The sequence below is a fragment of the Pseudoalteromonas sp. T1lg122 genome (assembly GCF_002964825.1).
GTDB classification, from domain to species: Bacteria; Pseudomonadota; Gammaproteobacteria; order Enterobacterales; family Alteromonadaceae; genus Pseudoalteromonas; species Pseudoalteromonas gelatinilytica.
The window spans coordinates 747,432-763,206 of record NZ_PQCG01000001.1; the positions used below are offsets into that span (position 1 = coordinate 747,432).

The following is a 15,775-nucleotide window of genomic DNA, read 5'->3' on the forward strand; positions in this document are numbered from 1 at the left end:
CATTTTTTCACTATCCCTTCCTAAATGTTTTACTAAAACAGCAAATATTCATGAATCTGCCTCATGTTTTACCTGAAATAAAAACGTTTTTCTTCATGATAGTAAGAACGTATAAATTTATTAGCGCTGCAGAGCAACCTAAGGTTAATGACCTAGCGATTTAAGGAAGGTGAGCAGCAATCATTTATCTCAGGACTTTTGGATACATTGCCATGAACAACGATTTCAGATTTACAATTAAAAGTATTTGCCTCGACGAGAATTATCATCCGTCAAATAGCACACGACTTACCACAAACTTTGCAAACCTAGCTCGCGGTGAAAGTCGCCAGCAGAATTTGCGTAATGCATTAAAAATGATTGATAGCCGCTTTAATGCGCTAGCAAACTGGGATAACCCGCAAGGTGACCGCTACTCTGTAGAACTTGAGATCATCTCTGTTGATTTAGAAATTGCACAAAGCACAGAGGCATTCCCGTCAATTGAAGTACTAAAAACTAATATCATTGATCACCAAACTAATGAACGTATCGAAGGTATTGTTGGTAATAACTTTTCATCTTACGTGCGCGATTATGATTTTAGCGTACTGCTGCTTGATCATAACAAAGCGAAAAACGAATTTAGCATTCCCGAAAACTTTGGTGACTTACACGGTAAACTCTTTAAATACTTTATTGACTCAGAGACTTACAAACAGCACTTTAAAAAACCACCGGTTATTTGTTTAAGCGTGTCTGATAACAAAACGTACCATCGCACAGAAAACCAACACCCAATTTTAGGTGCTGAGTACCAACCAAATGAGTCGTCATTAACCGAGCAATACTTTAAAAAAATGGGCTTGCAGGTGCGCTATTTTATGCCACCAAACACAGTTGCTCCGCTGGCGTTTTATTTCTTTGGTGACTTGCTGAACGATTACACCAACTTAGAGTTGATCAGCACGATTAGCACCATGGAAACATTCCAGAAAATCTATCGTCCAGAAATTTATAATGCCAATGCCGTGGCGGGTAGTTGCTATCAACCAAATTTAAGAAACGCCGATCACTCGATCACGCAGATTGTCTACGACCGTGAAGAGCGCAGCCAACTTGCGATTGCACAAGGTAAATTTACTGAGCAGCACTTTATTAAGCCTTATCAATCAGTGCTTGAGAAATGGTCTGCCAACTACGCGATTTAAAGAGAGTAAAAATGAGAAAGTTATTACCCACATCGACAGCTGGCAGCTTACCAAAACCTGCTTGGCTTGCTGAGCCTGAAACCTTATGGTCGCCTTGGAAGTTGCAAGGCGCAGAGCTTATCGACGGCAAACAAGACGCGCTACGTGTTGCCTTACAAGAGCAACAACAAGCTGGCGTTGATATCGTGAGCGACGGCGAGCAAACTCGCCAACACTTTGTAACGACCTTTATCGAACACTTAAATGGCGTTGATTTTGAAAACCGTAAAACAGTGACCATTCGTAATCGCTACGAAGCCAGTGTACCAAGTGTAATTGGCCCGGTATCACGCAGCAAACCGGTGTTTGTTGAAGATGCTAAGTTTTTACGTTCGCAGACCAAGCAACCTATAAAATGGGCGCTGCCAGGCCCTATGACGATGATTGACACCTTGTATGACGCCCACTATCAAAGCCGTGAACAACTGGCGTGGGAATTTGCCAAAATCCTCAATCAAGAAGCGAAAGAGCTCGAAGCTGCGGGTGTTGATATTATTCAATTTGATGAGCCCGCGTTTAATGTGTTCTTCGATGATGTTAATGACTGGGGCATTAAGTGCCTAGAAAGAGCAATCGAAGGCTTAAAGTGCGAAACCGCCGTGCACATTTGCTACGGCTATGGCATTAAAGCAAACACTGATTGGAAACAAACACTAGGCAATGAATGGCGTCAATACGAAGAAGTATTCCCAAAACTTCAAAAGTCGAATATCGATATTATTTCACTTGAGTGCCACAACTCTCGCGTGCCCATTGAGCTATTAGCACTCATTCGCGGCAAAAAAGTGATGGTTGGTGCCATTGATGTAGCGAGCAATGAAATTGAAACCCCTGATGAGGTAGCACAGACATTACGAGAAGCCCTGAAATATGTTGATGCCGACAAGCTTTACCCATGTACAAACTGCGGTATGGCTCCCCTCCCTCGCAACATAGCAAGCGCCAAGCTTAGTGCGCTAAGTAAAGGCGCAGAGATTGTGAGGGGTGAGGTTTTAGGGGCTAGGATTTAGGCTCTGGGCTCTAGGCTCTAGGCTTTAGGCTTTAGGAGTAGTTAGCGAGTTATTAGGGGAAAGGGGAAAGTTGCGAGGATCGAGATTCGAGGTTCGAGTTACGAGGTTCGAGATGCGAGGGTCGAGATGCGAGGATCGAGGTGCGCGTCTACCTCACCCCTAGTCGCCATAAATGACGACCTTGTAGGTCAGGCTTTAGTCCGTCAGATTTTATATTTGGTATGGACCTGATTGTGTAGCAGCGATTTTACATCGCGTTTTATCTCGCCTCTCGTATTTCGTTTCTCGTATTTCGTTTCTCGTATTTCGTTTCTCGTTTCTCGCTTCTCGCTTCTCGTTTCTCGCTTCTCATTTCTCGTTTCTCGTTTCTCGTAATATTTATCAATGCCACAGTATAAAGCCGCTGCTACAACGTAGGCGTGAAACTTGTTTCGCTCATCATATCCTCTAACGTCTATCCTCTATCAACTAACTCCTACGTCCCCCTAATGCTTTTAAACCAACCCGTTCAGAAAGAGTTAATCCAAAAGCTGCAAAATTGAATTGGCTAGATTAATTATTTTTTGCTAGATTTCAGTTGTACCCAATGGATGGGCAAAAATTGAGGGATTAATATGAACGAATTTGATATTTTCATCAGAAATATTGTCTTGGATTGTATTCGTGAGCAAGGCACCTGTAGCGACATTTGCGAAGAAGACGAGCAATTAACTTTCTATGTCGACATTGAAAACCACGACAATGTGATATCGCATAAACAGTTTAAAGTAACCTACCCAATTAGTTATTCGATTCAGTCAGCACTTAAACATGAAATTGATTTACTGAGATATTTAGACTCTGGTGAAATAAGAACGCCTTTTACAACGGATATTGTCGAAGTTCTTAAATCTGAGTTACAAGCCTTTATGTTCAGCAACAAACCCCGTGGCGAATACCATATTTGCTAATTCTTGATTTATAGCCTGATGCAAAACAATCAGGCTATAACTTAACTAACTCACCATTATAAATACGGTAGCGTAAAGTGATTTTCTTGCTAGGGCAGCAACGAGGATCACTTTCATCATATGTACGTAATTGTATGGCAAGCTCTTCGCCAATCTTTTTCGTACTATCTACTACGCCGTTAAAAGAAATAGACGACAACTCGCTATAACCATCACCCCGAACCTTAATTAGAGTCAACTTCTCTAACCAAACATTGCCTGTTTGATAAATCCAAAATATAGAGACTCTGCCATCACTATGCTCATAAAAACGCTTTAATTGGCCAATTTCATTATCAGAGACTAACTCTAGGACGTGGTCTTTATATTGGCTCTGAATAAACGCATCAACTTGCTGCTGTATTTGCTGTTCGGCAGCATTTCCTGTCAGAGATATAAAAAGTGTTATTAATCCAAAACTTTTCAACACAAAACTATGGGTCTTTGATTTGTTATTTTCAGACAACCCCATTGTTTACTCCATTGATAAATGTTTGTTGAAAAACTTGGTTTAATTAGTTTGATAATAAAAACTTGTCTTGGAGAGCGGTTTGATTATGTCGTACTCTAGGCCAAAAGCATTTCTATCACCGCTTTTAGGTATAGTGTATTTCTCTAAAAGGACTACTCCCCAATGATTATCGCTAAGGCCACCAAAGATCACATTGACGCTGTCATACTCATCTTTTGTAATAGCTGCAACCTTATACTCAACCATTAAATCTCTGAGTTCTTGTGTATCAGCTGATAGCTCCATCAAGTTTGGCTCTGCATCAGGGCTTAAAATTTTATAATCGGCAGAGGGTACAAACCCAGCATATTTTGATGGTGTATAGCTTATTAATTGGGTGGGAGAATAAAAAGTATTGTTAACACGGTACACGTGCGGCGCAGATTGCTGTACAAGTTTTAAAGTTTGGCTATTTTTAAATGCCAAAACCTTAGCCTCCGATACATCTAAAAATGACCGAATTAACTTAAGTCTTTGTTCAGTACACTTTTCTTTTTTACAAATAACTAAATTTGGAAGTTTGTTCCAACTTGCTCTTCAACATTTAAAAACTGGCTACCAAGCACACCTAAGTTAAAGTTAGTGAACGCTTGCTTATCTTTGTCATTTGTAAATTTAGTTGCATGAATATCAAAGATGCTAAATGGATAAAAAGAGGGTAAGTAGGCAAGCTCTAAATCGGTTTGCGGCATCATTTCATCCATGTGCTTTAATACCGCGCGATACTCTTTATCTATTTCATCATTAAAATAGTCTGGTCTTTCAGCCAGTGCTGTAACAGAAAATAAAAAAGCACTACAAAGTAATATTTTGTTTAACATGAAAAATACATCCTTTTAATTAAAACTATTTAAAGTAACTATACCATTTTAGGTACACAATTCTATTACTTTGTGTTGAGCTACTTTCAAATCCCAAAAGCAACCAAGCATAGCTTAAAGCATTAAATTATTTATATTTTTTCAACGTAAAATCTTATAAACAATAATTTCATTATGCTAAGCTAGCTGCAATTATAAGAAAATATCATTGATTGGTATCAGAGTAGCTTTATGGAGTAATGCTCAAATGATAAGGATATTGTGCTTGTTGCTATTTTTTGCAACCAATGTGGCTGCAAAGGATGTTCAGAGTGAAATCAGCCGCGCTCTTCACGGTTATACAACATATTCTGAATCTGTCGAAATTTTAGCTAGATTAGAAAAGCAAATGCCTTATGAAAATGCGCTAGATAATGCGCAAGTGATGGCGTTTAAATGTTGGTTTTCTAATGTATCAACCCCAAACGTGATTAGCGAATATAAACAGTTTCTAGAAACAGCCAAACCAATCATTCAACAAGTAAACAATTTAAACTTAATACAGGAACTTGCTGTCTGTGAAGCAAATCAAGAGTATACGCAAGGTAACTACCAGAAAGCTCTCGAACACTTAAAACCAATAATTAACATACCGTCATTAGACGAAATAACCTCTTCAAAAAAATTGTCAATCATTGCTCTTGCCCACATAGTACTTAACCGTATTCAGTTAGCTAAAGGCAACTATCAAGAAGCATTCGACTCTGCTAAAACGGCTTATCAGTTATTTGAAAAAGTAGGTAATGACTACGAAAAAGCCCTGGCATTAAAAGAAATTGCCGATATTCACATAGCGCTGTACAACTATGAACTTGCAATTGAGCAACTGCAGCGAGCCAAATTAGCGTTAACAAAATTCAATGAGCAAGAGCAGTACAAAGTAACGGATCAACTCGCGTATGCCTATGAAGAAAAAGGCGACTTAATAAAGGCTATTGAGCTATACGAGTCGATTAAAAAAGATGTTCGCCGTTTCGAAAGCGACAACGGATATGCTTACATATTAATTAAACTTACAGAACTCAATATAAAACTTAATAGTTTATCTCAGGCTGAGTCATACCTAAATGAGTTGAACACGCTCTCTGTTACTGACACTGGATTTTGACTCTTTACAACTTCACTAAATCAGAATGGTACTTGGCTACAGCTCAGTTGCAAGCTGCCCTTTCATCTCATGAGAAGATAACCGCCGGGCAACAACAATCTTGGCCCAAGAGCTTAAAGGAGCGTTATTTAAATTTAACCTCTCAGCTTGCAGCTGCAACAGGAGATACTTCCTTACAAATAGCATCTCAACAACAATTAATCGCTTTAATTAAAGATAAACAACAAGCTATCGCAAATAACACTCTTATTTCTGCCAGATTAAACTTTAATTATGAACAGCAGATCCTTGAGATTTCTCGTTTAGAGCATGAATCAAACTACAACAAAAACTTTTAGCTGTAGCCGAAGATAAGTCTTTTTGGCAAGGCTTAACTGTGATGATAACTTGCGTGTGTTTACTCTTATTCGCCGTTTATACATTCAAACAAGTTCGCCAGAAAAAGTACTTTGAAATACTCGCTTTAAAAGATGAACTAACAGGCATAGCGAATCGAAGAGCTATATTAAATTTAAAACGAAGCGTCATGCTGCAAAACAAACTAAATCAACAAGTCAGCTCATTAATTTCTATCGATATCGATCATTTTAAAGCGGTCAATGATCAATATGGTCACGATATTGGTGATGAATTAATCATTTCCATAACCAATACGATTGTGCAAACAGTCCGTTGTTCTGATCGGGTAGGTCGTGTCGGCGGCGAAGAGTTTTTAATTGTGCTTGAGAATCAATCTTTAGAGCATGCAAAAGATATTGCCGAGCGTATTAGGCTTTCTGTTGCCGAAAAGGAACACACATCATTGTCTATAAGCGCAACGATAAGTTTAGGTGTTATAGAAATTGCACCAAATGAAACATCTGAACAGGCAGCCAAAAGAGTCGACTTACACCTTTATGAAGCAAAAAGAGGAGGGCGAAATGCTGTTTATTCTTAGTTTTAAGAAGGAGTTCAACAACAATCAAAAAAGACAGACTAATATCCGACCAAACGAATCAAACATTCAACTTTTCTCTGTTTCTGAAATAAATAATCCGCAATATGACAATAGTCATAATTCTGTCATCTAACCGATCAATAATTGACGCTAATTTAATCAGCTAACGTAATGAAGAAGTAATGGACAGTGCCTTGGTGCAACTTTCGTTTGCACTCCCCTCTAGTGAAGATCCTTTATGTGCTGCACTTGCACATACTATGGAATATGAACAATTGCATTTTGCGGCTAATGAGCAAAAGCGTGTTGTATTTTGTTGTGTGCTGCCAGATGATGCCCATGAAGGTGATGTGATCTCTATCAGTGCAACGCGCCCTGATGCACGTGAGTCTGCGTATTTTACTGCACACACTTTAACGCAACACGATCTAGAGCAGCACGTTATTATGCTTACCTTAGAAAACGTTACTCACAGTGGTGAATTTGTATTGCAATTAATGCTACACGGCATGCATGCAACACTTAAAGACAGCGCCCAGTTTGATGTCAGCATTGCAGCAAGCACATCACCAGAGCTAATACCTTCTGAGCAAGCTAAAAACAATGGCTTACGCCATTACATCAGTAATATTGGCGCAAGCTTTTTAGCCTTTTTCTAGGGCCTAGTCAGCAAAGCTAATTTTACCCATGGTAATATCGGGGATCCCTTGCTCGGTATTACCAAAGCGTTGTTGCCCACCCGACAAGCATTCGTTCGCTAAAATAGCAAATAACACGGCTTCTTTTGCATCTGGATTTATCCCCAACGAATCGGTGTTATTTATCTCAGAAAGCGCTGGGCAATTAGCCAAAATAATGTCCATTAATAATGGGTTATGAACTCCACCACCACTGGCGTATACAGCCACATCGGTCAAGCCTTCGCTGCATTGGTTAATTGCTTTAGCAATCATTACCCCTGAAAACTGCACTAAAGTTGCCATCACATCAAAGTGCGATAAGTTCTGCGTATTCGAGCGTGCTTGTGCTGCGGCTAAATAGTCTAGATTAAACACTTCTGGCCCGGTGGTTTTTGGAAAACCTAAAGCAAAAAACGCATCATCACATAGCGCTGCGAGTAAATCTTCACTTACCGTGCCTTTTGCTGCAATAGTGGCATCTTTATCATAATGAAGTGGAGCAAAATAACGCTGTATATAGGCATCCATAATGGTATTACCTGGGCCTATATCAGAGCTAAAAACCGCTCGTGCATCTGCAGATTTAGGTAAGTAGGTTAAGTTTGCAATGCCGCCCATATTTAGCAATATACGGTTTTCGCTGGTACTTGTGAAATACAAGTAGTCACCATATACCGCAAGCGGTGCACCTTCGCCACCCGCTGCAATGTGCTTTTGTCTAAAATCAGCGATGGTCGTAATACCTGCAGTCACCGCTAAATGATCGCTGTCACCAATTTGTAGTGTTGCATTGCCATATTCTGCACGCTTGTGTTGGTTTTTAGGGCAGTGATAAATAGTTTGTCCGTGGCTGGCAATCAAATCAACAAGTTCTTTTGCTACTCCCCAGCTGGCTAACGTTTTGGCAACCATTTCACCATGTAATTGACCAATCCAAGGATTGAGTAAAGTGACTTCTTCAAGATCACATTCGCGTTTGGCGAACACTCGTTTCACACGCATTTTATAATCATCGTCGTAGTCTACCGTCGTAAACTTTAATACTTCTACATGAGTATCCATGCCCTGCCCTGATACTTCGCATAGCGCGATATCAAGACCATCTAATGAGGTGCCACTCATTAGACCAATTATTAATTTTCTTTCTTTTTTTGCGCTTAAATACAGTTTTTCAATATGTTGATGCATAAATAAATCACTTAAAATCAGCTTATTAGATGTAAATAAGCGGGTTGACGACTTGGAATAGTTTATATTTTAAAATAATAGATTTAAAGAATAATTATTGCAAAGACTTTTAAATTGCTTTAAAACTGTACCGGTGAGCTCCCCAAAAGGAGAACACACAAGCATCATAACAAAAAGTATGACTCATTAAATTAACTAAATGGTCTAGGTCAGACACCAACCTGCGTTGATTTAAATGATAAAACGCAAGGGAATCATCATGAAAGCAAATACATCAACAGGGCACCGCTCGCTATTGCTGCTATCACCTCTAGCTCTCGCTGTAAGTTCAGTAATTAGTTATGCTCACGCAGAAGAAACTACTGAAGTAAAAAAAACTGAAGTGATCACCGTAACGGGTTCACGTATTCAACGTACCGAGCTGGTCTCAAGTAGTCCAGTGGTGAGCGTTGATGAAGCACAAATTCACCTAGACCGTGCAGTGAACGTTGAAGATATTACCGCAAAACTGCCACAAGCTGCGGCGGGTGCAAACAGCACAGGTGCCACAGTCGGTGACTCATTTGGCTCATCAACGATTGATTTACGCGGCCTAGGTCAAAACCGTACGTTGGTACTTATTGACGGCACTCGCGCGGTACCATTTAGTTTTCGTAACTCGGTTGACGTGAATACTATTCCTGCCGGGTTAATTAAACGCGTTGATGTATTAACAGGTGGTGCAGCAGCGGTTTACGGCGCCGATGCGGTAGCCGGTGTTGTTAACTTTGTTTTAGACGATGATTTTACTGGCGCTGAATTCTCAACCAGTTACGAAAGTGCCGACGGTGGTAACGAAAAGCTTAACTTTGAAGCAATTTTTGGTGGTGACATCGCAGATGGTCGCGGCCATGTAACAGGCTATATTGGTTACACCGAACGAAAAGAGCTGTTAGCTGGCGAGCGTGACTATGCGCTTGAAAACTCAACGGCAATGATCAACAGCGGTGGTTATTATACTGACGTTGCCTCTGGCAACAGCATCGGTATTGCTGATTCAGGTGCTGTAACAAGTGAGCGTCAAACAACTGATTTCACAGCTGACCGTTATTTAACTCAACCGATGGACCGTTTTTCTGCGGGCTTATTATTTGACGTTGATGTGAGCGACAGTGCCATTGCCTATGGCCGCGCAATGTATTCTAAAGTGACCGTAAATGGTGCGGGTGCCAGTGGCCAAACACCGATTTTTGTTAACGAACAAGTGACCCTCACGCAAGACAACGCCTATATTCCTGATGAACTACGTGACCAACTCACGTTTGATAGCGAAGGCAATGCCCTTGTTAATGTTGAACGTAACCTGGGTTTAGGTGTGCAACACACCGAAGCGGTGCGTGATTCAATGCAATTTCAACTGGGTTTAAAAGGTGATATTACTGACTACTTACGTTATGACGTATATGGCCAGTACGGCAAAACGGATGAAGTGGCCACCATTTACAACAACGCATACCGCAATGATAACAGCGGTAATAGTCGCTTTGCTGCCCTTGCAAATTCAGTGGATATTTTTGATCCCAACCTTGATTTCAGCGACTTTAGCGATCCGCTGCTTTATACCACTCGCGACCGTACTCAAAGTGTGATCTCAGCAACGCTATCGGGTGATTCTGGGTTCTTATTTGAATTACCAGCCGGTGCTATCGATTTTGCAATCGGTTATGAATACCGTAAAGAAACCGGTAAACAAACACCGGGCGATGCATTTAGAAACGGCACCAGCTTTGCGTCTATCAGCGCATTTGATATGGACGCAAGCTTTAGCTCTGAAGAGTTCTACGCTGAAATTTTAGTGCCTATCTTAGTTGATAAACCTTTTGCTGAAGAGCTTAGCTTTGAAGGTGCCTACCGTATTTCTGATTACTCAAATACCGAAGCAGAAGACACTTACAAACTAGGTATCAACTGGGCAATAAACAGCGACATTCGTATTCGCGCCAACCGCTTAACCGCGTTTAGAGCACCTAACTTAGGTGAGTTTGCCAGCCCAATCACAGCGCTATCGTTATCGTTATTTGACCAAAATAGCGACCAGTTTGTGCCACGACTAGCAGGGCGTTATAACGGCGATCCATGTTTACTGGGCACCGGTGATGCGACTCAATGTGCTGCGTTTGGTGCGCCACCTGTTGGCACCGAGTTTGATTCAAGTACCGCAGAGTACACCTATGGTGGTAACCCGAATATTAAACCTGAGCAAGCTGAATCAGATACATTAGGCATTGTTTATACACCTAGCTATTTAGAAGGCTTTGATTTATCACTCGATTACTACAGTATTCGTGTAACAGATGCGGTAAGCCAAATTCAACCAGGTGCTGCACTGCAAAGCTGTTATGTTGATGACCCGAATCCGAATAACCCATTGTGTGGTGCGGTACTTCGTGATCCAAACACCGGTTTCATTAGCACCGCCATCGTTAATGACTTTAACTTAGCCGCAATTGAGCAAGAAGGTATCGACGTTGCAGCAAATTATGTCATTGATGCACCTGAGCAAATGGGTGGTCGTTTTAGATTCTCGTACCAAGGTAACTTTGTTACTAAACAAACCCGTCAAAACAACAGTACGGTGGCTGAAATTGACTGTAAAGGAACTTATGGCAGCGCCTGTTCGGGTGACTTTGCGAGTATCCTACAAGCTGATTACAAACACCGCGCAAGCATTGATTGGCAGTTAGATAACATGAACTTCCAACTTGGCTGGCGCAGAATCGGTGAAGTAGAGTATGCTGTCGACCGTTCAGAAACAATCTCAGCACAAAATTACTTAGATTTTGCCGCTGCATGGCAAGTTAATGAGGAACTTGCTGTTAACTTTGGTGTCGATAACTTATTAGACCGTGAACCACCAACACCTGAAGTAGGCGCAAACCACTTTAACACCGTGAGTGATTATAGTGTGATTGGCCGCTCAGTCGGTGTTTCACTGAGATATGCCCCAAGCTTCTAATTAATCCTACTGTTTTAGCTACACAGGATTGATCCCCTCAAGCGCACCCTGCCCGGTGCGCTTTTTTATTGCCGGAATAATTTGAGCTGAATCAATATGGCGATAATTCATACAATTTTTGTATGAAAATCGTTCCCAAAACCTTACGTTTACGCTACTTTATTCTTTGTGAAATCGTGTTTTTTATTCACTTTTCCTCACCGAAGCATATAAAAGGAGTTAATAATGAAAAAAGCGTTACTCTGTTTAACTGTGTTAGCTGCGTCTCAAACCGCCCTAGCAAATGCAATACCAGACAAACTCGCCGAGGATGCATTCATCTATGCATACTCAATTGATGAAGCATATAAGTTTTTTTATGAAACCGCTGTTGAAACAGACACCCCACTTAATCGCTTTCAAAATATTCGCCATATAGCAGATGATACTTATACCGCACACGTAACTATCAATAACGATACCTTACATCTAATGGGATGGTTAGATGTAGCCGCAGAACCTGTGATTGTAAGTATTCCAGATATGGATAAAGGACGTTACTGGATTTTACACACAATGGACATGGGCCATTACACCACGTCAATGATCGGCTCACGATTACGTGGTAATGAAGGTGGCAGTTTTATGTTTGCTTCTCGATCTTGGCAAGGTGATGTTCCAGCAAGTGTTGATGAAGTTATTCGTGTTGATTCAAATCTTTTAAAACTAATGGGCCGTATCATGGCCGTTGGCAAAGAAGATGAGAAAACCGCATTAAATTACATGGATGAGTGGAATATTCGCACGCTTTCAGCATATTTAGGTGTAGCAGGGCCAAAAGCGAAAGAGCGCAGCTATCCAAACCCTGAAAACACCAATTGGGTGCAACGAGTTAACTACGTGTTATGTGACGGAGACATGGCAACCGCTGACAAAAAATGGCTAGATAAATATAAAGTTATCGGTCTTGAAGCTTGTAAAGATGACTTTAGTAAAGCCCAACTAGCCGCCGCTAAAAAAGGCAAAGAGCTAGGCATGGCTCACCTTGTTAAACTCGCCCCTGAAATGACCAATGCAGGAAAACTACTTGGTACTCGTGAGCAACTTAGCGATGGAGAGCGTGATTTATTCGCGGAAGGCACCTACTTAGGTCAATGGGGTTTACCACCTGATGAGTCAGTATACTTAAAAGCTGAAACAGGTAGCGACGGTAAAAACATCAATGGCGCTAACGGCAAAGAATACATTATGCGTTTTAAAGCACCTGATGTAAGTCAATTTTGGTCGTTTACAGTTTATGGTTCTGATAACCGTTTAATGGCTCACAATGAGATTAATCGTCATAGCCGTGGAGATCGCACACTTACACCTGATGCTGACGGCATGTACACGATAAAGCTGAGTGCAAAAGGTAAGGAAAGTGACTCAAACTGGTTACCGATCCCTGAAAAAGATGCTTATATCATTATGCGCTTATACGGGCCTAGCAAAGAGGTTCAAGAAGGTAGTTATGACTTCCCAACATTAAAGGTCACTAACTAGATAGTTATTTTGCTGGCCTTGTAATATTGTAATCAAGGTCAGCACCTTCAATTTTAGTGATCAATTACAGAGTTTAGGACAGATAACATGCCATTTAACGAGCAAGAGCGCAGTGCGCTTTTAGCACTCAAAGGTGTCGGACCAACGGTGATAAAACGGTTTGAAGAAATTGGTATTGAATCGTTTGAGGAGTTAGCCGGGTTTGATGCCAACACCATTGCTGAGCGAGTCGCGTCGATGTTGCATTCAAGTTGTTGGCAAAATAGTCCGCAAGCAAAAGCGGCTATCACCGCCGCGATTGCGCGAGCAAAACAAGGCTAAAGCTCAATGACTTCTATTGCACCGCGCTTTTGCATGGTGACATACACTTTGTTTTGCGTTTCGTTGAAAGCCAAATTCGTTGGATGCTGGCCTTTTAATTGATAGCTATTTAAGAGCTTGCCGTTAGGCGATACTTCAAGCACTTTCCCTGCGCCGTAACGTGTAATAAACACATGCCCTTGATTATTAACGCGCATGCCATCTAAGCCATGATCTGTAAACTTAATAAAAGCTTTCTTATTACTAATGTTTAAGTTCTCATCTAAGTCATATTGCCAAACAACTCGCTGCACACTCTCGTTCACATAGAGCTTGGTGTTGTCGTTATTAACCGCCACTCCATTGGTAGTCCCCATGTTTTTTTCGAGTAAATGGGTGCTGCCATCTGCATTGATACGCCATAGCTGACCCGTTTCGTTCGCCCAGTTAGGATCACTTGCAAACAGCGCCCCACTCTTGGTGATAGCAATGTCATTGGGCTGATTCATTTTACTATTATGGGCGAACACTTCTGCTTTATTGCTGCCAGCAGGTACTTTTAAAATATTGTGGTTAACATAATCGGCAATAAACAAATTACCTTGTGAGTCAAACTGTAGGCCATTGCCAACGCTGTCATCGGGTAAGCGCACAAATAACGATGTTTTGCCCATGTTATCAACGCGGCCAATGGTTCCTTGCTGGGCATAGTTCACCGCGTATAAGGCACCGTTATACATGGTTGGCCCTTCAACGCCTTGAGTGAAAACGTTATCTTTAACAAAGTCTTGGCTATCAACTGCAAAGCTTAACGGTGAGCTTAAAAGTAGTGTTATTGCCAGTGGCTTAAGTTGTTTCATCGGTCTTCCTTTTACTCATTTAAACTCGTGTATACCGCTAAAATCGGGTATTCGTTTTCACCAAAAGATAAGGTCAAAGAACGCTTTTCGCCATCATCTAACTTAATACCTTCGTCAAAGCTCTGAGGATGCACACGACGCCCATCGGCAAATAGCGCCATAATATGGTCAGCCTGAAGAATTCGCGATCCCGATGCTTTGTTTTCAATCGTCACAACCGCTAAACGCCGACCGCTTTCACTGCTCATTAATACACTATGGACAATGCTAAATTGACTTTGCTTAGGGTAGCGCTTGGCATCATTCTCAAATGAAAAAGCACTGCCAGAGAGCATGACCGGATCCACTGATAATACATCAGTATTAGCTTGCAAAGAGGTTACAAAAACCGCTGCAATCAATAGAAAAACACGCTTCATATCAATCCTTTTGATAAGCTTAAACTAGATTTAGCATACACCGTTCCTAAACGACTGCCAATAAAGCGAAGCGGCATAAATCGTTATTAAAGGTGATTAAAAGTAACATTTGCTAGTATCCATTCTCATTCTTTGCTATCAATAACAAAACCATAAAAACAACCATTTTAGGTACAGATGCAATTGTGATTTCACTTCGCGACTTTCAACAACAAGATGCTGAACAATTAATTTCAATTTTAAACGACACAAACGTCACTCAGTTTCTTTCAAATAAAATCCCGAGTCCATATACCGCAAGCGACGCAAACTGGTGGATCACTGAAGGCAGTAGGAGCGAGCTTATAAAAGCAATCACGTTGGATGATCAATTGATTGGGTGCGTGAGCGTGCTCCCAGGTGAATTTGAATTTAATCGCTCAGCCGAGTTAGGTTACTGGTTGGCAAAAGAGTATTGGCAACAAGGGATCACCGCAAAGGCAGCGACTATGCTACTCGAAACGGTATTTACTAAAACGAATATCGTCAGAGTGTTTGCGTATGTGTGTGAGGATAACCCCGCCTCAATAAAGTTATTACAAAAGCTAGGTTTCAAGCAAGATGCCATTTTAAAAAACGCGATGTTCAAGCAACAGCAATTCTTTAATGCACATCTTTTTTCATTGATAAAACCTCACAATAGAAACTAAAGGACGAGTATGAGTAAAGCGTTAAAAATACTTTGGCATAGCGGTGCTGCTATTTTTTGGGGGTTTAGCACCCTAGCGTTACTTATTTGGGGTATTTCAGCTATCACACCAAATTGGTGTGGTGATGAGCAATATGAAGTGTTCTTATCACCAGATAAAGACAAACAAGCCGTGGTTTCAGTCATAAACTGTGGTGCCACAACAAACTTTGAAACACTGATATCTATCAGTCACGTAGCGCAACCAAACGAGAAAACTATCTTGCTATCACTAGACGGACACCCAAGTAACACCAGCTACAAAGTTACCTGGACATCGAATAACGACATTGAGCTTACTGATTTTGAATTTGCAAAGTTATTATCGTTTCATAGCCGAAACACTGTTGGCGATATAGCTCGGTCTCACATTCACCCTAAAAATTAAGCAAATTAATATGCTTAAATCAACCTAACAAATGAATGCTCCATTAAGTAACT

General features: G+C 41.0%; 18 protein-coding genes. 12 read left to right on the top strand and 6 right to left on the bottom strand.

Translation table 11 applies throughout. The features are described 5' to 3' along the window. Positions 1-212 precede the first annotated feature (212 nt). The 3 genes from C2M33_RS03420 to C2M33_RS03430 all read left to right on the top strand — a co-directional run bounded on the left by C2M33_RS03420 (position 213) and on the right by C2M33_RS03430 (position 3,189). Complete coding sequence (locus tag C2M33_RS03420) at positions 213-1,190, top strand: DUF1852 domain-containing protein (protein ID WP_105173713.1); 978 nt, start codon at positions 213-215, stop codon at positions 1,188-1,190. A gap of 11 nt (positions 1,191-1,201) precedes the next feature. After that, positions 1,202-2,239: a methionine synthase gene (locus tag C2M33_RS03425; RefSeq protein WP_105173714.1), complete on the top strand. Its 1,038-nt coding sequence runs from the start codon at positions 1,202-1,204 to the stop codon at positions 2,237-2,239. Between the two features lie 614 nt (positions 2,240-2,853). Next, a complete protein-coding gene (locus C2M33_RS03430; RefSeq protein ID WP_063704120.1) occupies positions 2,854-3,189 on the top strand; it encodes a hypothetical protein in 336 nt (111 codons plus the stop codon). Positions 3,190-3,223: 34 nt separating this feature from the next. Here the strand turns inward: C2M33_RS03430 and C2M33_RS03435 are convergent, their stop codons facing one another. From C2M33_RS03435 to C2M33_RS21270, 3 genes are all read right to left on the bottom strand, one after another. Further along, positions 3,224-3,700, bottom strand: a complete 477-nt coding sequence (locus tag C2M33_RS03435; protein WP_063704118.1) for a hypothetical protein — start codon at positions 3,698-3,700, stop codon at positions 3,224-3,226. Positions 3,701-3,739: 39 nt separating this feature from the next. Further along, positions 3,740-4,165, bottom strand: coding sequence for a hypothetical protein (locus C2M33_RS21265; RefSeq protein WP_233999087.1), 426 nt, complete (start codon positions 4,163-4,165; stop codon positions 3,740-3,742). An 80-nt stretch (positions 4,166-4,245) separates the two neighbouring features. Beyond that, complete coding sequence (locus C2M33_RS21270) at positions 4,246-4,560, bottom strand: hypothetical protein (RefSeq protein ID WP_233999088.1); 315 nt, start codon at positions 4,558-4,560, stop codon at positions 4,246-4,248. Positions 4,561-4,825: 265 nt separating this feature from the next. On the opposite strand from C2M33_RS21270, the gene C2M33_RS03445 reads away from it, so the two are divergent. The 4 genes from C2M33_RS03445 (at position 4,826) to C2M33_RS03460 (ending at position 7,303) form a co-directional block, all read left to right on the top strand. After that, entirely contained in the window at positions 4,826-5,707 is an 882-nt protein-coding gene (locus C2M33_RS03445) for a tetratricopeptide repeat protein (protein ID WP_105173715.1), read from the top strand. A gap of 32 nt (positions 5,708-5,739) precedes the next feature. Next, positions 5,740-6,045: a hypothetical protein gene (locus C2M33_RS03450; protein WP_105173716.1), complete on the top strand. Its 306-nt coding sequence runs from the start codon at positions 5,740-5,742 to the stop codon at positions 6,043-6,045. Between the two features lie 53 nt (positions 6,046-6,098). After that, on the top strand, positions 6,099-6,644 hold the full coding sequence (locus C2M33_RS03455) for a GGDEF domain-containing protein (protein WP_158685555.1): 546 nt from the start codon (positions 6,099-6,101) through the stop codon (positions 6,642-6,644). 182 nt (positions 6,645-6,826) lie between these two features. Next, positions 6,827-7,303, top strand: coding sequence for a hypothetical protein (locus tag C2M33_RS03460; protein ID WP_105173718.1), 477 nt, complete (start codon positions 6,827-6,829; stop codon positions 7,301-7,303). Positions 7,304-7,306: 3 nt separating this feature from the next. Here C2M33_RS03460 and C2M33_RS03465 read toward each other — a convergent pair whose 3' ends face one another. After that, positions 7,307-8,512 (bottom strand): anhydro-N-acetylmuramic acid kinase, encoded by a 1,206-nt coding sequence (locus C2M33_RS03465; RefSeq protein ID WP_105173719.1) that lies wholly within the window; start codon positions 8,510-8,512, stop codon positions 7,307-7,309. Between the two features lie 259 nt (positions 8,513-8,771). Here C2M33_RS03465 and C2M33_RS03470 point away from each other — a divergent pair, with 259 nt between their 5' ends. The 3 genes from C2M33_RS03470 to C2M33_RS03480 all read left to right on the top strand — a co-directional run bounded on the left by C2M33_RS03470 (position 8,772) and on the right by C2M33_RS03480 (position 13,349). Then, positions 8,772-11,507, top strand: coding sequence for a TonB-dependent receptor domain-containing protein (locus C2M33_RS03470; RefSeq protein WP_105173720.1), 2,736 nt, complete (start codon positions 8,772-8,774; stop codon positions 11,505-11,507). A 225-nt stretch (positions 11,508-11,732) separates the two neighbouring features. Further along, positions 11,733-13,028: a DUF1254 domain-containing protein gene (locus C2M33_RS03475; protein ID WP_105173721.1), complete on the top strand. Its 1,296-nt coding sequence runs from the start codon at positions 11,733-11,735 to the stop codon at positions 13,026-13,028. A gap of 87 nt (positions 13,029-13,115) precedes the next feature. Beyond that, a complete protein-coding gene (locus C2M33_RS03480) occupies positions 13,116-13,349 on the top strand; it encodes a helix-hairpin-helix domain-containing protein (protein ID WP_063704060.1) in 234 nt (77 codons plus the stop codon). Here the strand turns inward: C2M33_RS03480 and C2M33_RS03485 are convergent. Then, on the bottom strand, positions 13,346-14,188 hold the full coding sequence (locus C2M33_RS03485; RefSeq protein ID WP_063704058.1) for an SMP-30/gluconolactonase/LRE family protein: 843 nt from the start codon (positions 14,186-14,188) through the stop codon (positions 13,346-13,348). The two genes, C2M33_RS03480 and C2M33_RS03485, sit on opposite strands and share 4 nt — an antisense overlap. 11 nt (positions 14,189-14,199) lie before the next feature. Next, positions 14,200-14,607, bottom strand: coding sequence for a hypothetical protein (locus C2M33_RS03490; protein WP_063704056.1), 408 nt, complete (start codon positions 14,605-14,607; stop codon positions 14,200-14,202). Between the two features lie 185 nt (positions 14,608-14,792). Between C2M33_RS03490 and C2M33_RS03495 the strand changes: the two genes are divergently transcribed. Next, complete coding sequence (locus C2M33_RS03495) at positions 14,793-15,296, top strand: GNAT family N-acetyltransferase (RefSeq protein WP_063704054.1); 504 nt, start codon at positions 14,793-14,795, stop codon at positions 15,294-15,296. 9 nt (positions 15,297-15,305) lie between these two features. After that, a complete protein-coding gene (locus C2M33_RS03500) occupies positions 15,306-15,722 on the top strand; it encodes a hypothetical protein (RefSeq protein WP_105173722.1) in 417 nt (138 codons plus the stop codon). Positions 15,723-15,775: the final 53 nt, after the last annotated feature.